This window comes from Deltaproteobacteria bacterium (assembly GCA_016874735.1).
Taxonomy (GTDB): Bacteria; Bdellovibrionota_B; Oligoflexia; order Oligoflexales; family CAIYRB01; genus CAIYRB01.
This window is the reverse complement of record VGTI01000001.1, coordinates 282287-300021: the sequence shown is the minus strand read 5'-3', so window position 1 is coordinate 300021 and position 17735 is coordinate 282287. Positions and strand designations below refer to the sequence as shown.

Annotated in this window: 16 protein-coding genes; 7 read left to right on the top strand and 9 right to left on the bottom strand. The window is 53.5% G+C overall.

The annotated features are described in order from the left end of the window. Positions 1 to 9 precede the first annotated feature (9 nt). Together hrpB and FJ146_01275 are read right to left on the bottom strand one after the other, a co-directional pair. Positions 10 to 2619 carry an ATP-dependent helicase HrpB gene (hrpB, locus tag FJ146_01280; protein MBM4250587.1) on the bottom strand — a complete coding sequence of 870 codons (2610 nt, stop codon included), beginning with the start codon at positions 2617 to 2619 and terminating at the stop codon, positions 10 to 12. A gap of 321 nt (positions 2620 to 2940) precedes the next feature. Beyond that, complete coding sequence (locus FJ146_01275; protein MBM4250586.1) at positions 2941 to 4509, bottom strand: aldehyde dehydrogenase family protein; 1569 nt, start codon at positions 4507 to 4509, stop codon at positions 2941 to 2943. A gap of 255 nt (positions 4510 to 4764) precedes the next feature. Here FJ146_01275 and FJ146_01270 point away from each other — a divergent pair, with 255 nt between their 5' ends. From FJ146_01270 to tgt, 3 genes are all read left to right on the top strand, one after another. Then, positions 4765 to 5361 carry a hypothetical protein gene (locus FJ146_01270; GenBank protein MBM4250585.1) on the top strand — a complete coding sequence of 199 codons (597 nt, stop codon included), beginning with the start codon at positions 4765 to 4767 and terminating at the stop codon, positions 5359 to 5361. Positions 5362 to 5460: 99 nt separating this feature from the next. Beyond that, positions 5461 to 7275 (top strand): ABC-F family ATP-binding cassette domain-containing protein, encoded by a 1815-nt coding sequence (locus FJ146_01265; GenBank protein ID MBM4250584.1) that lies wholly within the window; start codon positions 5461 to 5463, stop codon positions 7273 to 7275. After that, on the top strand, positions 7272 to 8426 hold the full coding sequence (gene tgt, locus FJ146_01260) for a tRNA guanosine(34) transglycosylase Tgt (protein MBM4250583.1): 1155 nt from the start codon (positions 7272 to 7274) through the stop codon (positions 8424 to 8426). Before FJ146_01265 ends, tgt begins: the two co-directional genes overlap by 4 nt. Here the strand turns inward: tgt and FJ146_01255 are convergent. Both FJ146_01255 and FJ146_01250 read right to left on the bottom strand, forming a co-directional pair. Beyond that, on the bottom strand, positions 8406 to 10118 hold the full coding sequence (locus tag FJ146_01255) for an FAD-binding protein (GenBank protein MBM4250582.1): 1713 nt from the start codon (positions 10116 to 10118) through the stop codon (positions 8406 to 8408). The two genes, tgt and FJ146_01255, sit on opposite strands and share 21 nt — an antisense overlap. A gap of 52 nt (positions 10119 to 10170) precedes the next feature. Then, positions 10171 to 11229 (bottom strand): DsbA family protein, encoded by a 1059-nt coding sequence (locus tag FJ146_01250; GenBank protein ID MBM4250581.1) that lies wholly within the window; start codon positions 11227 to 11229, stop codon positions 10171 to 10173. 332 nt (positions 11230 to 11561) lie between these two features. On the opposite strand from FJ146_01250, the gene FJ146_01245 reads away from it, so the two are divergent. From FJ146_01245 to FJ146_01235, 3 genes are all read left to right on the top strand, one after another. Beyond that, complete coding sequence (locus tag FJ146_01245) at positions 11562 to 11876, top strand: RNA-binding protein (protein MBM4250580.1); 315 nt, start codon at positions 11562 to 11564, stop codon at positions 11874 to 11876. A 161-nt stretch (positions 11877 to 12037) separates the two neighbouring features. Next, complete coding sequence (locus tag FJ146_01240; GenBank protein ID MBM4250579.1) at positions 12038 to 12460, top strand: hypothetical protein; 423 nt, start codon at positions 12038 to 12040, stop codon at positions 12458 to 12460. Further along, positions 12457 to 13368: a rhomboid family intramembrane serine protease gene (locus FJ146_01235; GenBank protein MBM4250578.1), complete on the top strand. Its 912-nt coding sequence runs from the start codon at positions 12457 to 12459 to the stop codon at positions 13366 to 13368. The genes FJ146_01240 and FJ146_01235 overlap by 4 nt, the downstream gene beginning before the upstream one ends. 26 nt (positions 13369 to 13394) lie before the next feature. Here the strand turns inward: FJ146_01235 and FJ146_01230 are convergent, their stop codons facing one another. The 4 genes from FJ146_01230 to FJ146_01215 form a co-directional block, all read right to left on the bottom strand. Next, entirely contained in the window at positions 13395 to 14273 is an 879-nt protein-coding gene (locus FJ146_01230) for a hypothetical protein (GenBank protein ID MBM4250577.1), read from the bottom strand. A 3-nt stretch (positions 14274 to 14276) separates the two neighbouring features. Then, on the bottom strand, positions 14277 to 14588 hold the full coding sequence (locus FJ146_01225; GenBank protein ID MBM4250576.1) for a cytochrome c: 312 nt from the start codon (positions 14586 to 14588) through the stop codon (positions 14277 to 14279). Next, the gene (locus FJ146_01220; protein MBM4250575.1) at positions 14585 to 15814 is read right to left on the bottom strand and encodes an oxidase; all 1230 of its coding nucleotides are present in this window, start codon (positions 15812 to 15814) and stop codon (positions 14585 to 14587) included. The genes FJ146_01225 and FJ146_01220 overlap by 4 nt, the downstream gene beginning before the upstream one ends. 65 nt (positions 15815 to 15879) lie before the next feature. Continuing rightward, positions 15880 to 16665 (bottom strand): acyl-CoA desaturase, encoded by a 786-nt coding sequence (locus FJ146_01215; protein ID MBM4250574.1) that lies wholly within the window; start codon positions 16663 to 16665, stop codon positions 15880 to 15882. A gap of 271 nt (positions 16666 to 16936) precedes the next feature. Between FJ146_01215 and FJ146_01210 the strand changes: the two genes are divergently transcribed. After that, positions 16937 to 17305, top strand: a complete 369-nt coding sequence (locus tag FJ146_01210; GenBank protein MBM4250573.1) for a hypothetical protein — start codon at positions 16937 to 16939, stop codon at positions 17303 to 17305. A 63-nt stretch (positions 17306 to 17368) separates the two neighbouring features. On the opposite strand, the gene FJ146_01205 is transcribed toward FJ146_01210, so the two are convergent. After that, a complete protein-coding gene (locus FJ146_01205; protein ID MBM4250572.1) occupies positions 17369 to 17632 on the bottom strand; it encodes a hypothetical protein in 264 nt (87 codons plus the stop codon). Between the last annotated feature and the right edge of the window lie 103 nt (positions 17633 to 17735).

Below are 17735 nucleotides of genomic sequence, written 5' to 3'. Positions count from 1 at the left end.
ATACCCCTATCATTGCGACTCTGGACGTTGTCCTTTTAGCATTTGATTGTAGTACAAAAAGGGCCCAGCCGTCGCTGGTTGCTCTGGCCAAAAGTGCTTAGGATATTTGCGCCCCAATTCCGCCCTCAAGGCTGGGTAGTGCCGCTGCCAAAATCCCGCCAAATCACCAGTCACCTGCAGGGGACGGCGGTTGGGGCCAAGCACCTGCACAGTGAGGCCGGTTTTTCCAGCAAGGCGCGGGGTCTCGGTCAACCCATAAAAATCCTGAACAAATCCAGATATATAAGGATCCCTGTGCAGTTCATAGTGAACCTTGAGGCGCCGCCCATTGGCCAGTTTCAGCTCCGTCGGTGCTCCACGCCGAAGCGCCTCTTGCTGCGCGTAGGATAACTGCTCTTCGATGTAGGACCCGAGTGAGCGCTCAAGGATGTCCTTGAAACTGCGCTTGCCCCCACAAATTTCGGCCTGCAAAAGCTCCAGCATCTCCCCGTCAAAGGTCGGAAAACCCTCACCTTCACCCGCTTGCACCAGCCAAGCAAGGCGTGCATGGTAGCTGACAAGATCACTATCGTCGTCAAACGGTTTTGGCCAAACTTCCGCCAGTTTGGCGCGCAGTAGCTCCTCCAGTTGCGCAGCGTAATGACTAGATGCTGGCAACCGCGCCTCAGACACAATAAGCTCGCCGTACTTCACCTGCTCAAAGACATCTGCTCGAGATCCATCGTCGACCCAAATGGGCTGCGTCCGATGCATCACCAAAGTACTGGTCCCATCCTGCAACACAGCAGGAGACAGGGCCGAGGCGGCAAAAATCATCACACCACGATCGGCACTGCGACTTGCAGCCTCGGAAGCGTCAAAGACCAAGATAAAGGAAGCATCACGCACGGTCGAAGATTCACCTAAATAACCACCTCGACCTAGGCAGAAGTTGTACAGAGGTGGCTGATTCCTGCTCGAATTTTGAGGCAGGTTACGCTTTTTCGCCACGCGATCGGGAAATCCCGCGAGTAGGCACTTGGTCAAGCGCTCATCGTCGGCTAGACCCGGTCCGGGCCAATCGCCAAGTTTAAGTCGTCCAGCTAGCTGGCGATAAACAGACACGACATGTTTTACCTTGCCCATATCTATCGCGGCCGCTAGCGTCGCCGGTGCTAGTCTAGCCCCAGCCTCGAGTCTCGCAACTGCGTCTATCTGAAGCCTTAGATCACAGTCTGTCCTGACGGCCGGCTGCGCGCCGCGCTTAAAAACCATGCCCTCGCTGATCAGTGTCGCTGCCGCAAGCGCTGCCTCGCCGCATCCTGCCTCTTGGCCGGCGACGATGATGGCAGAGAGGCGCGGGTGGAACGGGAGCCGCGCCATGCTGCGTCCGCGAATTGTAATCTGATCGGTATCAGTGATGGCTCCGAGCTGCCTGAGTAGCTGCCGCGCCGACACTACCGCCGCCTCCATCGGGGCCTCAAACCAGGGCAGAGCCACGTCAAATCGAGCAACCGGTAGACCACTGCGGTCACGCAGGTCTTGTACCGTGAGAAACACCTCGGCCAAGTCCAACCGGCGGATGTCCGGTGCCGTGAATGGCTGGCGACCTAAAAAATCGCCTTCACTATACAGCCGGTAGGCCACTCCAGGGGCCATCCGTCCGGCACGTCCGCTACGCTGAATCGCAGCGGCTTGGCTGATCTTTTTGACGTCGAGGGTGGCAATGCCGCTCCATGCGGCATGTCCGGCGATCTTGGCTAAACCCACATCAATCACGCCCGTGACGCCTGGAATCGTGAGCGAAGTCTCTGCCACGTTAGTGGCAAGTATGACTTTACGCTTGGCGCTGGGGGCAAAGACTCTTGCCTGTTCAGCTGGTGAAAGGTCTGCAGCCAGAGGCAACGGGCTGACCTGATCTCTCAGAGTTTGCGCCAGCCTTTCGGCGCATCTCCGGATATCCTGCATCCCCGGCAGAAACACCAAGATGTCACCTTGGCAACGAGGATCCTCGGTCATCCTCTTGGTCGCACTCACTACCTGCTCCTCGATGGGATGGTTTTCTAGTCCCGTCAGATAGTCGATGGTCACGGGAAAGGTACGCCCTGGGATATCAAAGACGGCCGCCCCCGGGAGAAACTGCTCGAGCGACCTTGTATCTAGAGTTGCCGACATGACCACCAGCTTAAGATCGGCTCGCCGCGACTGCCGCAGCGCCGCGACCGCAGCCAAAGCAAGATCCGTGTGGAGGTGGCGCTCATGAAACTCGTCTATGACTACAGCCTCAACGCCGCGCAGTTCGGGATCATCCTGCAACAGTCGAAGGAACACTCCCTCCGTCACGAACAGGACGCGGGTCCTACCTGACTGTTTGGAGCCAAACCTGATGCTATAGCCAACGGTCTCCCCACAGGCTTCGCCCATCTCCTGAGCGATCCTCTCGGCAGAGAGCCTGGCGGCAAGACGCCTTGGCTCCAGCACGACGATCCGCCCACGCACCGCGTCGAGGAGGGCGCGCGGTAGCTGCGTCGTCTTACCAGCCCCGGGCTCGGCCTTGACTATAGCTATCCCACGGCTACTCAAAGAACCTGTAATCTCTGCCAAAAATGGGGTGATAGGCAACTTTGTCGCAGTTGTCATGCGGCACTGCTCGCTTTTTTTTCACTAAGTCATCATGACTGGCCGGCCAAGTCTAACACTTGGTCGGAACCTGGAGCTAATATGTCTAAGTCAGCCACGATTCAAGCCACATTGGCCTGACTAATGACAAGGACGACTAAGACGATGTTCCAGAGCGCCTACGAACTAGAAGCACGCATCAAAGCCTCGAAGCCTCGCCCCACAGCGCGCCGTGAACTCATGCCCATCGGCCAAACGGGTTCGTCGCTCACGAAATTAATGCGCCGCATCCAAGGTAAAGTCGCATCGAAGTGATGCGACCCTATGCGACCACTTTGTTAATTAGAGCAAGAAATTCGTTGTCAAAAAGCGCGACGAATCTCTGTCGAGTATGCCCCGCACTACTGCCTTTCCGACGCTATCCTGTTTAGTCGCTACCATAGACCGAATACTAAAAGAGCGCAGTGCATCGTGCACGCTGAGCGTACCCTCTGCCGAGCTCTTGCGCCCGGTGAATGGAAAGACGTCCGGACCACGCTGGCATTGAGCATTCAAATTAATGCGGCACACTTGATTCACCAGACGATCGACCAGAGGACCCACAACTTCCGGATCGTGACCGAAAATGCTGACTTGAGCGCCGTATTGAGATGCGACGATATACTCCTCCACTGCGGCCAAATCATCGTAGGTGTGCACAGGAATCACCGGGCCAAATTGCTCTTCCATGGCAATTTTCGCGGTTAGCGGCACATCCGTCAACACAGCGGGGTGAAAGAGCGTCCCCGCGACCTTACCACCGCGCCCAGGATTCGCTAAAACCGCTCCTAATTTAACGGCATCGGTGATCAGATCGACCAAATAAGCCGGCTTTCCTGCATCGGGCAAGGGCGTCAACTGTACGTTTGGATCCCAAGGCATGCCGCGCGGCAAACTCTCAACTTTTTGCACGAGGGCTTCGTGAAACTCGTGAGCGATAGAACGGTGTACAAAGATCATCTTTAATGCCGTACAGCGCTGACCGTTGAACGACAGCGCTCCACGTACACATTCGGTGGCAGCAACGTCAACAGTGGCATCAGGTAGAAGTATAGCTGGATTTTTTGCATCGAGCCCAAGAATGCTCCGCAAACGATGCGGATTCGGATGCGACAATTTTATTTTATTTGCTACCGAGCTTGATCCGATAAAGGCCAGAACATCGATCTTGCCGCTTTGTATCGCCGGTCCAACAATATTACGCCCGGCTCCATTAACGATGTTCACCACACCGGGAGGAAAAGCCTCTTGAAATCCGTCGAGCAAATAATCCCACAGCAACTGACCGTAGCGTGGCATCTTTACGACCACAGTGTTACCCATGACTAAAGCCGGGATGAGTGTTGTGAAGGTTTCGTTAAGAGGGTAGTTGAATGGTCCCATGCACAATGTCACTCCCAGCGGGGCCCGGCGGATTTGTGCCATAAGCCCACCGACAAACTGAAACCGGCTTGAGTCCCGGTCCAGCCTTTTAACCTCCTCAACCGTATCGTCTATGTATTGGATCGTGCGATCAAACTCACCTTGAGCATCGGCCCAGGTTTTGCCGATCTCCCACATGAGCGAGCGACACACCATGCCGCGCGCGGCGCACATTTTCTCCCTAAAAACGCTGAGCGCGTGCAAACGCTCTTCCATCCGGGCCAGCGCCCACGCGCCCTGACCGCGATTCCAGGCCCTCGACGCCGCATCTACAGCCAACATCAAAGTGTCAGCGTCCACATTGGGCGTCTCACCAATTAAGACCGGTTGTCCGTCCTCGCTACACTGGCTGTAAACTTCACGCGTCGCGTAGCCTTTTGAGACGATTTCACCGCCTATCAAAATCCGACCGCGGATCCACGGCATACGCGCACTGACGTCGGTAATCATGATGGCTCCTATTTATGAGATAGTTCAGGTACTTAGCTGCGTTACCTAAGACTATAATCATCCCGAGCCATGATTCACAATGCCAACATCGAGCAAATGCTGCTCTGCGGCCGCATGAAGTTTTTACACCTGTCGCGCTATCAGTCGCTGGCCCCATGAATCTAACAAGTATAAACACTCATAAATTTGGACACTTATAAACTGGCTTCGTTTTTGCTGAGTAGCATAGTCGTCTGCGCTCAAGGAGACACGAAGATGCAGCACTCTGATTCTGAACACTACCCAAATGCCTACTGCGTCAAATGCGGAACGGAAACCGAGACAAAAGGGAAACACACGGTGCTACTCGCCAATCAGACGCGCGCGCTGAAGGGACTGTGCGCCCATTGCACGTCGGAAGTTTACCGCATCATGCCAAAAATCAAGGCGGCAACGGCAACAGCACCACTGACTGGCGCCGAAAAGCGTCACTATCCAGACGCCTTTTGCCTTAAGTGTCAGGCTCACACGCCGACCAAGAATGCGCATACCGTGATCTTGGACAACCGTAGTAGAGCAGTAACCGGTAAGTGCGGCCACTGTAGCCACGACGTCTACCGCATCATAGGCCCTGCTTCGGTACCAACCCTGAGTGCTACCACTAAGGACACTGTCGGGAACCATTCCAAAGCATCGAAAACCCCAGGCTTGGCGCTCCCGGTGAGGGCTAACCTGCGCCTGATTAAATCTCCTGAGACTACGAAAACATCGTTATCTGGAATCTATCACAGTGCCTGGACACCTCGTCTGCTGATTGGTCTGATTGTGGTTGGCATGTTTGCGATCGGCTTGATGGCGATGAATCAACTCTAGTCCGATGTAAGCAAGCGGAAATTAAACCTAAACTCTGTATCTGCAGGATGCGGAGTGAGGACTTGAGATTTATCGACGTCGGTGCCATAGTGGCGCGCGATGTCGATATTCATAAGCTGCCAAAATCTAGCCAAATCCTACCATGGGCGCTCCCTGTTCCAGTCCCTATCGGTGACTGTTAGCGCGGGGGAACGCCTCGGTATCATCGGTCCCAATGGGGCTGGGAAGTCTACGTTTTTGCGTTTACTTGCATCGCTCGAGGAGGCAGACAGCGGCTTGATCACGCGGCAGCGGGGCCTACGCGTTGCCTACATCGAGCAAACCGCGGCATTCCCGCCAGACGAGACAGTGGGTGACCTTATCGCGGCGGCGGCTAAGTCTTCAGCGCTCAATCCCGACGAGGCTAGCGCCCGCAGTCAAAAACTGCAGGGGCAACTTGGCTTTGATCCCAGTGCCAAAATCTCCAGTCTATCCGGTGGGTGGAAGAAGCGTCTCAGCATCGCCATAGCCATGGTGCAGGCACCTGACGTCATGCTGCTCGACGAGCCTACCAACCACCTTGATCTTGAGGGCATCCTCTGGCTCGAGCGCGTGCTTAAGCATGCGCCGTTTGCCTGGGCGATGATCAGTCATGATCGCTATCTGCTCGAGCGCGTGGCTGCACGCATTCTTGAAGTGGCTCCCATTTATCCAACTGGCTCTTTTATCAGCGATGGTAATTACGGGTCGTTCCTGACAAAACGTGCTGAATATCTTGAACGTGAGCAACGCCTGTCCGAAACTCTGGCAAATAAGGCCCGTCGTGAAGTCGCCTGGCTGCGTCGCGGTGCGCAAGCGCGCACGACAAAAGCGCAGTACCGGATTGATGAAGCCAATAAACTGCTTCAGGATCTTGACGCGGTTAAAGGGCGGCTAGTCCATCGCGAGACGAGAATTGATTTCAGCGCTACCGGTCGCAAAACTAAACGCCTGATAGAGTTAACAGATGTCTCGCGTCGTCTTGGTGATCGTACCATCGTCGACAACCTAAGTTTTGTCGTCATGCCCGGCATGAGCATTGGCCTCATGGGCGCCAACGGTACCGGTAAGACGACGTTACTTAAGCTGCTTGCGAGAGAATCTAAACCTGACGGCGGCGCTATTGATTTTGCCGATAACCTTAAAGTTGTTTACTTTGATCAGGAGCGGAGCAAACTTGACGGAGCAGTAAAGCTCAGCGATTTCTTTGGCGATGGTAGTGACTCGGTCGTTTTTCGCGGGCGTTCCATCCATCTTGCTAGTTGGGCGCGGCGTTTTCAGTTTCGTCCCGAGCAACTACAGCTGCGGATCGAGGATCTCTCCGGCGGTGAAAAAGCGAGAGCCCTAGTGGCTAAGCTGATGCTAGCTCCGGCTGATGTACTTCTACTGGATGAGCCGACCAACGATCTTGACATCCCCACTCTTGAGGCTCTTGAAGAGAGTCTGCAGGATTTCCCAGGTGCTATAGTCCTTGTCTCGCATGACCGTTATTTTCTGGGCCAGATCACAAATCTCCTCATTGGTCTCGATGGCACGGGTAACGTGGGACTCTTTGCTGACATCGAGCAGTGGGAGGACACGCTAGGTAAGACACGCTCGTCGGATAAAACGGAGAGCGCCGCCGATTCGTCAGCCGCTAATGGCAAGAATACTACTCGCCCAAAACCGAGCACGAAGCGCCTGTCCTATCTCGAACAACGAGAGTACGACGGCATGGAATCGGCCATAGCCGCAGCTGAAGCAGCGCTCGAACTTGCGCAAAGTCAGGCCGAAGATCCTGCCGTTGCGACGTCTGCTCTTAAATCCACCGAAGCCTTTGCTGCGCTTGAACAAGCTCAGACCAAAGTCGACAACTTATATGCCCGCTGGGCAGAGCTCGAAAGCAAACTGACATGAGCCGTCTCTCCTTTAATCTCGTGGCAGCGGCCACCGCGTCGCAGGCACGCGCTGGCACTATGCAAACACTTCATGGCCAAGTACGTACTCCAGTGTTTATGCCCGTTGGTACACAGGCCACAGTTAAAGGGATGCGCGTCGAGGAACTTCGTGCAGTTGGGGCGCAAGTGCTGCTTGCTAACACCTATCATTTGTTGCTGCGCCCAGGACCGGAAGTATTCCGTCACTTTGGCGGTATCCACCGTTTCATGAACTGGGATGGACCAGTTCTAACGGACTCGGGAGGATTTCAGATTTTTTCCCTGCCAAAAGAGCGGCGTATCACTGAAGAGGGCGCAAGTTTTCGCAGTTATGTCGACGGCAAAGCGATACTGCTGAGCCCCGAGGTCAGCATTGCGACGCAGCGCGCCATAGGTAGCGACATCATGATGGTATTAGACGTCTGCGTGCCCTCTACCAGCACCTATGACGTATCCGCAAAGGCGATGGAACGGACCCATCGCTGGGCATTGCGTAGTTTAGCTGCGCGCGAGGATAGTCCTCAGTCATTATTCGCCATCGTTCAAGGCGCCTGCGATGAGAATCTGCGACGCGAGAGTGCCAGCTTCTTGAGGGAGCATCCGTTTGACGGCTTTGCCATCGGTGGTCTAGCCGTGGGTGAAACCAAAGACGAACGCGAGCACTTTTGTGGACTCGCCACGTCGATGCTACCCGATCATCTACCACGTTACTTAATGGGCGTGGGTACTCCCATTGATCTGCTTGAGGCGGTTCACCGCGGCGTTGATATGTTTGATTGTATTTTGCCGTCTGCTCTGGCGCAGCAAGGCACAGCGTTTACCCACAGGGGATTAGTGCGCCTCAGACGCAGCGTTTACAAATTTAATGATGTGCCAATTGACGACGAGTGCACCTGCTACACGTGTCAAAATTACACGCGTGCCTATTTGCATCATTTGACCAAAGCCTCTGAGGGCTTAGGCTGGCACATGATTACGCAGCACAACCTGCACTTCTACGGCGAACTGATGGCGGAGATGCGGCAACACATCGTTGACGACACCTTTGCCGAATACAGGCTCGCTAAACGCCAGGAGATCACGGTGGTCGACCGCGATTTCCCGACTAATTCAGTTCAAACGCTGAGCTAGCGCTGAATCGATAGCATCATCCAGAACTGCGCGCCCAACGCGCACGCCATCAAGAGATGCGCTAACGATGCCGCCGGCAAATCCTGCGCCCTCACCGCACGGGAACAATCCAGGATGACTGACTGACTGGAGATTTCTGTCCCTGGTCATCACTATGGGCGATGAGGTTTTAGTCTCGACGCCGACCACAAGGGCGTCGGGCGCGATGTAGCCGCGCATTTTTTTATTATAATCGACGACGGCTTCTTTCAGGGCTGATGCGATAAATTCCGGTAAAATCTTGTCGAGCCGTGCACTCGTGACGCCCGGCTCGTAAGTAGATTTCATGTCCCCACGACTGAGGCGGCCAGCCATAAAATCGACCATCCGCTGAGCAGGTGAGTGATAATTACCCCCACCAGCGGCAAAGGCAGCCTTCTCAATAGCAGCCTGAAATTTCACACCATCAAGGGGATGACCGCGGTAATAATCTTCGCGCAGCACGTTCACTACAACTGCAGCGTTAGCAAAACCACTGTTGCGCGCATGATAGCTCATGCCGTTGATAGCTAAATGTCCGGGTTGAGCGTTGGTCGGGAGCAAATGTCCACCTGGACACATACAGAAGGTCCAAATGCCGCGATCTTGAGCATGCGCAGCGAGTTTATATTCTGCTGCCGGCAGTATCTCGCAACTACCAAACTGAATCTTATTTATGACTTCCTGCGGATGCTCAAAGCGGGCACCAACGGCAAAAGGCTTAGGCGCTATGGCTAGTCCACGATCAAGTAACATCTCGTAGGTGTCACGCGCTGAGTGACCGATGGCCAAGATGAGATGATCCGTCTTGTAGGTGACACCGTCGTCAAGAGTGACGCGGTACCTGGCCTCGGTCCCACCACTCTGCACATCAACAAAGCGACGCTTGAAGAGAAACTCACAGCCAGCAGCTTCGAGTGCCGTCCTTTGGTTCTTGGCAATACGCAGGAGGTAATCCGTACCGATATGGGGATGAGCCTCGTAAAGAATCTCGGCAGGCGCACCGTAGTCGACCCATTGTTGAAACAAAAATTTGACCAATGGGTGATTACGACCACAAGTTAATTTACCGTCGGAGAAGGTCCCAGCACCACCCTCGCCAAAACAGTAATTACTTTCCGAATCGAAGCTTCCGTCCCGCCTGAGCTTTCCAACCGTACGGAGACGTTGCTCAACAGGCTCACCGCGCTCAACGATTAGACAGGGTTGTCCAGCCCGAGCCAGTGCAATCGCTGCAAAGGTACCAGCGGGTCCGCTGCCAATAATGATCGGCATGTGCCTAAATCGATAAGGGCCGGCAGGTAAGCCATCAAGCGGATCAGCGACCGCTTCCGGGCCTACAGCTTCAGCCACCCCACCAGCATGGGCAAGAACGCTGGGCTCGTTGTAAACATCGACATCGACTTGATAATGGTAAACGATCCGAGCTTTACGCCGGGCATCGAGGGACTTCTTGCGAATGATGAGCGACTTTACCGTGGATGGATCGACTGACAACTTGGTGGCAACAGCATGAAGCAACTGGTCGTCACCAGCAGCGTTGACTGGGAGTTCGACGTCCTTGAGGCGCAGTGTCATGACTAAAATGTCCCTGTTTGGTCGGTCGAGGTTAGAGGCGTTCGTCACTGACGAAGCCCGCGCCTTATAGCACAAATCCAGCCGATTTGTGTCCATGTGGACGCAAATGGCTGGATTTACTAGGATCTAAACCGACTAAGCTGGAATCTTAGTGACTGGTTGGCTGTACGGTGGCCTTCACAACATCCTTGAACGACTTGTTAGCCAAGGACATGCGACGGTTGTTCATGAAGAAGCTAGGTGTGCCCGTGACACCCGACTTGCGCATGTTGTCGGTGGTGTTCTTCACAAAGTTGGCGGCTTCTGGAGAATTCACACAAGCATCGATTTTAGCCTGGTCGATGCCGGCCTCTGCTGCGAGGGCAACGACAAAATCCTTAGAATCTGGGTCAGACAGCTTCCAACCCTTCTCTTTCGCGGTGGCAAAAGTCTTCTCATGGTACTTCCAGAACGCGTCGTCACCCTGCTGACGGGCACAGAATGCACCGCGTGCCAAGGTGCCACTCAAGCCAGCTGGCTGAAGCGCGTAAGGCACTGCCACAAAGCGGAACTTGTCGCCTAGCTCTTTGTAGGTGGCCTCCACCTCAGGTGCCATCGCTTGGCAGTTGGGGCAGAGATAGTCGGCCACTTCAACCACGACGTTTGGCGACCCGGCTGGTCCCCGGGCACCGTAGCCGTCCAAGACTATATTAACTTTTGGCGAGGTGGGCTCTGGCGCTAACATAACAAAGCGCTTTTTTGCCACGAATTCCTGATTCTTAGCGCGGACAGCGTCGGTCAATTTCTGGGTGCGCAGATAACGCTCGATCTCAGGTTTTACCTGATCGATGGGGGTATTTTCGGGGAGGCGGGCTTTGTTAGCTTCGTAAACCTGCATGATCTCCTGATCGGTAGGTGCAGGCGTCTCGACTAGCACATCAAAGGCTGGGATGGAGTCAGCTTTAACGTTCTTGTCCTTGTCCTTAGCTAACCCAAACTGAAGAGCAAATTGGTTGATGAGCGCATTTTGACGATCGAACGCCTCAGCGCGGATATCGTAGAGATTCGAACGGATATCGGCCGGAAGATCCGACTCCTTGTACTTGGCGCCGTCGAGTTCGAAGAGGGTGATGTCCTCAAACTTGCCGCCGCCCTTGAGACTAGCTGCTCCGTAACCGATAATTGCTCCCACTACCAATCCACCTACAATGCCTGCTCCGGTATTCATGGTTCCCTCGTCCTTAAAAGTATTGCACTAGCTAACTAAGCTATAACCTTATCAGTAACGTCCTATCCATTCATCATCCCATCAATGTAAGCTGATTGCAATCCCTAGGGAAAGTCTTAAGTACTCAACTTCTATATGCTATTTGAAAGACCATGGGCGAAGGCCCACGACAGCCCCTGTTTCCCATGGCGGCAGACCGCCAGATATGGTAACTCATCGCTCTAGTCCTGCCGATCGTGGTGGGGCTCAGTTGGTCGAAATGTAAGGTTTTGGCCGCTGTCGAGAGATCAGTGCACGGCTGAGCTGTGCCAGTTTGCAAGGGAAGAGTGAGTATGACTAGGAAGTTATTTGTGGGCGGCTTGAGCTGGAACACCAACGATGACGGTTTGCGTCAAGCGTTCGCACGTTTCGGTGATATTGACGAAGCCAAGGTTATCTTGGATCGTGAGACCGGTCGTTCACGCGGTTTCGGCTTTGTGACCTTTCTAGACGCGACGTCAGCTCGTAGCGCCATCCAAGAGATGAACGGCGCGGCCCTTGACGGTCGTAACATCAAAGTTAACGAGGCAGAAGAGCGTCCACGCACTGGCGGCGGCGGCCCACGTTCTGGCTCTAGCCGCGGTAGCTTCGACGGCAACCGCTGGTAATTGGTTCCCTAGATCGATGAACTCGTAAACTTAACAGTGGCGAGCGGCGATCTAGGATCCGCCTTTACACGCTAAGGCTATTAAGCCACCCAGGTCTGACTGGGTGGCTTTTTTGCGAGCGATCTGATCCGCATAGGACTTCGGCACAAGTGACTACCGCTATCCATAAATTTGTTACAGCTGCGCGCAGTGGCCAGTTGCCTAATGTCATTGCAAGACTTGATTCGGGATGGGCCATCCTCGGGGAGAGGCAGATCTTGCGGGGTTACTGCTTGCTGCTCCCAGACCCAGTGGTGCCCCACTTAAATGCCCTGAACGGTCGGGATCGAGACTGCTTTCTCAGTGACATGGCGCGCCTTGGTGATGCCTTACTCCGTGTGACCGGAGCAGTACGTATGAATTATGAAATGCTGGGTAACTTAGAACCGGCATTACATGCGCATGTGGTCCCACGGTACAAAGATGAACATCCGGATTTAGCCAGTAAGCCCATCTGGTTCTACGATTGGTCGATTGCAAAACCGTTTGACCAGGTCGAAGATAGTCAGTTGTTGCAGCAGATAAAAAGGGAGTTAGGTGCATGAGACGACTAGGTGAGGCCATGCCCAAGGGTGATGCAGAGAGGTTTTCCAGATTCCTCCAGCACCAAGGTATCGACTGCGAACTACGTGACGACGATCACGACCAAGTTATGATTTGGATCATCAACGAGGATCACCTAGATACTGCTGAGCAGCATCTCCGTGACTTCCAGACAGCGCCTGAAGACGTTCGCTTTCAAGCCAAATCTCTGGCACCCAGCACCCACATCACTACAACGAATGCAGTGTCAAAGGCAAAAGTCAGTGAGCGCGGTCGCATGATTGATGTCCGCAATGAGATTTTTGCCCGCTCACCGTCACGACAAATGCCTATCACAATCGTTCTGATCGGACTCTCGGTTCTCGCCACTTTAGCTAGTGGGCTGCCGGGGCTAGGCGGATTCTCCCGTCTACTCTACTTTTCCGAATATCTCGGGGGTAATTTCCCAGAGATTATGCACGGTCAAATTTGGCGACTTGTAACACCAATATTCTTGCATGGTGGGATCTGGCACCTATTGTTTAATATGATGTGGATCTATCAACTTGGTGGCGCCATGGAAATCCATGAGGGGTCACGCTTTTTATTACTGTTCACACTAATAATTTCGGTTCTAGTAAATACCGCCGAGTACCTCGCCACAGGACCCATGTTTATAGGTATGTCAGGGGTTGTGTATGCGATGCTTGGCTACGCTTGGATCATGAGCCGACACCAATACAACTCACCCTATGAACTCGGGCCTGGCACCACTTTTATCATGATGGCATGGCTGGTTTTGTGTTTAGTAGGAGTCATACCAGGTGTGGCCAACACCCAGCATGTGATCGGGCTTTTCCTTGGTGGCTTATTAGGGCTCTATCGGTCGCGCTACATAAGCACCTGGCTACGCCAAGCACGACGCAAATGAGCGGTCTCTTGCCATAATACACGTCACTAGACGTCCAGTCGCTGCGCGCGCAAACCGTAACTTGCGTGAAATCCAAGTAGCCATAGGCGTGGCAGTTTGGTCATACCAAACTTGTGCGGCAGCGCGTATGACTCACGAAATACTCTCGGAGCCGATTCAGACTCTAGAGTTTTCAGTGCAGTCTTAAACCTGTCAGCACCCAAAATAGCCGCAGCACGACGATCAGCTCTATTTTCAATCTCGCGACTATAGTAACGGATGAGTAAGGCAGTAAACGGTAGAAACAGCACTTCTAGAATCGCGGTCAAAACTCGCTCAATCGTGTCGGATGGGGTGTCCTCCTCAGCTGTACGCAGCGAGGTGCCGAGAAGTAGTGCAAACATCCTCGTGGGGAACAGCGTAAATGCCATGACTACGCCTTGCAGCAACAGTAAGGGAATAATTTCACCTGACGCTATCTTAGTCACACAGTAACCAATGATCGCACGCATTTGTGAATCATCCGCGCGATCGAGAGCTCCCTTTGAAATGGCAATGGTGCTGCTCCGCCGGCTCCGCGCTACGACGATGGCGTTGATGTCTTGGACCGGGTAAACTGCGAGTTTAGGCTGATGCTTTAGTCCTGCTGCCAAGCTCAGTGCGGCAACCAATGCCTGGATATTTGCCAAAGATGGTTCATCGCTTTTGACGTATTCCGCTCCAACCGACCATACGGCCATATCGTTAGCTAAGTACCACGTAGATAAAGCTCCCGTCAGAGCGATACCACCGGCCCAAAAAAAGACCGCATACTCGCGCGCACCAACCAGCTCTTTGAGTCCTAGCTTACTCAGCCAATAGTCAGCAAAAGCAATCGATAAGCCTGTGCAAATGACGCCAATCATCAGAAAGACCGCTTTAAACATAGATCACTTTTTTCTGGCATCGCCGTAAGTGTTTACTAAATAGTCGACAATGCCTTTAACCTGATCATCAGGGACGGGTGCGCCGAAAACCTCTTTCATCTTTTTTACCTCTGCCGTCCAGAATGCACGTGGCATGCCAGGAGGCTGGGTGAGGACGTAATCCGCAGAATGACACCCCATGCAATAGGCATTGGCCATATCAACGCCGGGACCATTACGATATACAGCTGACTCTTCAGGTAACGAGATCGCAACATTGGCCTTAACGCCTTCAGTTACCAGCATGAGCGCCAGCGCTATCCATAGTGTCTTCATATTGCCACCACAGGTAACGATTCGATCACATTGCGTCGGTAGCCAGAGGGGTTCCAAGTAGCTTCCATCGGCTGAACCTGTCCATCATTAGCGCTAGCGCGGACCAAAAGGTGGTGACTGCCCTTAGTGTTTAAAGTGAGATCAAATCGCCAGGGCCTGAATGAGTAGCGCCCGTAGTCGCGTCCAAGCTTTGCACTTTGCCAAGTAGTGCCGTTATCAAGCGACAAATCGACGGCGCGGATCCCGCTACCACCGTCAAAAGCAATACCATGTACCGCGGTGACTTGCCCAACGCGCAGGGCCGCACCTGGCTCGAGGCTAGTGATGAAGGACCGCACTACCATTTTGCCGATGGGTCTTGTCGTCTTTGCAGTAGTACCTGGTACGACACAGCCACAGTCATTGTCGGGGATGCGGTAGCCCTTACCCATGAAGAATCCCTGGAACTCTTGATCCACCACATGAATGTCACTCAGATGCTTAACCCAGTAAGTACCGTAATATCCGGGCACGACAAGACGCAGTGGGTAGCCATTGAGTAGCGGTAAATCAGCATCGTTCATGGCATACGCGAGCAGCACCTCACCATCGCGAGCGTGAACGATGTCTAGCGCCTTGATGAAATCTGGCGTCGTCGGCAAGAGTGGTGCATCCAAGCCATTGAACGTGACTTGCCGCGCTCCAGACTTAACTCCAGCTCGGTCGAGCACGAGTTTAAGGGGAATGCCGCGCCACTTGGCATTACCCATGGCACCGTTAGCAAGTTGACCGCCACCCACCCGCGGTTCGACAAACCCGCGGCTATTTCCAGAGCACTGATTGACAGCAACAATCTCGGATTCTTTGAATTGTGTGCGCAATTCGGTTAGAGACAAAGACAATGGGCGGTCCACTAGGCCTGATACATTCAGGCGGTAGGATTCGATATCGATAGACAGAGGTACATTAGCTAGGTGATAGCGGACGAAGAACGCATCATTGGGCGTGAGGACACCCTCTTTGAATACACTAAAAGGTGTCTCTAGCTGAGGGGGGCGCGTCGTTTGACGTATCAGGGGACGCTTCTGAGGATAAGCAACCAAAGGGCGCTCACCATTGGCAAAAGGCAAGACCACACTTTTGGCCAAAGCTGATGAAAAAATTCCATCAACCGTACCGGCTGCCAGGAGCAAACTCGCTTTCTGAAGGAAGGACCGACGATCTCGACTTTGTTTTTCATCCTGCACGGCGACTGTCCTCCGGGGGAGGGGGATCCAAGTGTCCCCACGGAAGGTCAAGCGGGCCAACCGGCCTATTTTGCCTCGGCGAAGGGAACAACCACTCTGATTTCTTCCACTTCATTTTGTTTCTTCGGTGGCAACTTTACAATATGTAATGCAGCAAGCACCTTGATGATCTGGTAGGTAGGATCGATCTCGAACCAACGTTTGGCGAAATTGGGGTCTAGCCCGAACCGATGATGGTTGTTTTGGAAAAGCTCGCCGAACGTGACAAAATCAAACGGCAGCGTGTTGCGTGACTGATCGCTCACTTTAAAGTTGCGGTAGCCGTACTTGTGACCACACCAGTTGACGATCGCACCATGCACCGGCCCCATCAGGATCTGGACGGGCAGTAGCAACCACTGCCACCAGGCAGTAGCAAATGTAGCATAGAACGCTACGTAAAAGACTACCCAAGCCACGCTTGATAGCCGGTTAAATCCGATTTTGTCAAGTAGCGGCCACTCCGGGTACCGCTCCCTCGTAAACGCTCCTTCCACCTCGACCGTGCGCTCGCAGATATCTTGGTATCGTTTCTTCGTATCCCACATCATCGCCATCACGTTGCCGTACATGGTGGGGGTATGCGGATCGCGCGGAGTATCGCTATAAGCGTGATGCTGCCTGTGCAAAAGCGCATAACCACGAGGATTCAGGTAAGACGAACCCTGAGCCACATAAGTGAGAAGATGAAAAAAACGCTCCCAGAACTTGTTCATCGTGAACATCTGGTGCGCGCCGTACCTATGCAGGAAGAAGGTCTGGCAGAAGATAGATAAGAAGTAGTGGGCAATGAAAAAATAGACGATAATCATATGACTACCCCCGGACTAATGGGTGCAGGACGCCGAATCACTCGGTTAGCACCACTATAACCCCGTTATCGGAAGATTCTTTATCTCCACCTGTAAAAAGAATGTCACCAATCTGTAAAAGAGCACCGTAACATCTGAATCTGCCGAAAGACACCGGTCAGATGACCGAAAAAATGGCGCTTTTACCAATTAATTACAAAGAAGATGTTAAGGGAAACGCCGAAAATACCGAAAAGCGCGCGCATTTAGTGGATCACTCTGGAGGATTTCCATGAGTCAAGCGATTGCAAGCACAAAAGCTGGGGCGGTCTCTCCGGTGAATCACGGAGAAATCGACGTTTTTCTTGTAGGCTATGCGGATCCATACCCGAGTTGGCTTTCTAAAGACATCCAGCAAATCACACTGCAAGTGTGCGCTCGGATTGTTGCTACTTACCGCAACTTTGACTCCGATGATGGTTCAACCAACACCTGGTGGGTTGCAGTGGTCGCCTTTGGGGAGGGTTGGCACAATAACCACCATGCCTTTCCCGATGTGGCCCGTGCAGGCATCAAGTGGTGGGAAATTGATCCAACAATGATACTGATCAGGGCACTCGAACGTATCGGAATAGTCACCCAAGTTAAACGCCGCCAGTAAACAAAAAGAGCCACTAGGCATACGCCCAGTGGCTAGCATCTCTTCTCAGAGAAGTCGGCCTAATTATTTATGGCCTTCTCCATGAGCGTCGCCTGCAGCAGGAGCGGTCTCAGCAGCGGGTGCTGCAGCAGCTGGCTCAGCAGCAGCTGGCTCAGCAGCTGGAGCGGCCCAGGTGCCATGCTTCTTGGTGCAAGCAGCTTCGTCTTTCACGTAGACTTTTTTGCCATTCACTTCACAGTTTGGCTCTTTTTTTGCGCCTTTTGCCATTGCTACCGAGCTGGTGAGAGCGGCAAGGGAAACGCCAACGAGGATGTTACGGAAAAGCATAGTCATACTCCTTCGGATGAAAGTTCGTTGCCGATTCAATACCGGCCAATAACCTTACTCCTTGCAGGATTGTGGCCAATACGCACCGACCCCACCTGCCAGA

Coding starts and splice junctions, on each gene's coding strand:
- FJ146_01255 (MBM4250582.1), bottom strand. CDS start 10,118: ATGGACACAAATCGGCTGGATTTGTGCTATAAGGCGCGGGCTTCGTCA.
- FJ146_01225 (MBM4250576.1), bottom strand. CDS start 14,588: ATGAAGACACTATGGATAGCGCTGGCGCTCATGCTGGTAACTGAAGGC.
- FJ146_01205 (MBM4250572.1), bottom strand. CDS start 17,632: ATGCTTTTCCGTAACATCCTCGTTGGCGTTTCCCTTGCCGCTCTCACC.
- FJ146_01250 (MBM4250581.1), bottom strand. CDS start 11,229: ATGAATACCGGAGCAGGCATTGTAGGTGGATTGGTAGTGGGAGCAATT.
- FJ146_01245 (MBM4250580.1), top strand. CDS start 11,562: ATGACTAGGAAGTTATTTGTGGGCGGCTTGAGCTGGAACACCAACGAT.
- FJ146_01215 (MBM4250574.1), bottom strand. CDS start 16,665: ATGATTATCGTCTATTTTTTCATTGCCCACTACTTCTTATCTATCTTC.
- FJ146_01275 (MBM4250586.1), bottom strand. CDS start 4,509: ATGATTACCGACGTCAGTGCGCGTATGCCGTGGATCCGCGGTCGGATT.
- FJ146_01265 (MBM4250584.1), top strand. CDS start 5,461: ATGTCGATATTCATAAGCTGCCAAAATCTAGCCAAATCCTACCATGGG.
- tgt (MBM4250583.1), top strand. CDS start 7,272: ATGAGCCGTCTCTCCTTTAATCTCGTGGCAGCGGCCACCGCGTCGCAG.
- FJ146_01210 (MBM4250573.1), top strand. CDS start 16,937: ATGAGTCAAGCGATTGCAAGCACAAAAGCTGGGGCGGTCTCTCCGGTG.
- FJ146_01270 (MBM4250585.1), top strand. CDS start 4,765: ATGCAGCACTCTGATTCTGAACACTACCCAAATGCCTACTGCGTCAAA.
- FJ146_01235 (MBM4250578.1), top strand. CDS start 12,457: ATGAGACGACTAGGTGAGGCCATGCCCAAGGGTGATGCAGAGAGGTTT.
- hrpB (MBM4250587.1), bottom strand. CDS start 2,619: ATGACAACTGCGACAAAGTTGCCTATCACCCCATTTTTGGCAGAGATT.
- FJ146_01230 (MBM4250577.1), bottom strand. CDS start 14,273: ATGTTTAAAGCGGTCTTTCTGATGATTGGCGTCATTTGCACAGGCTTA.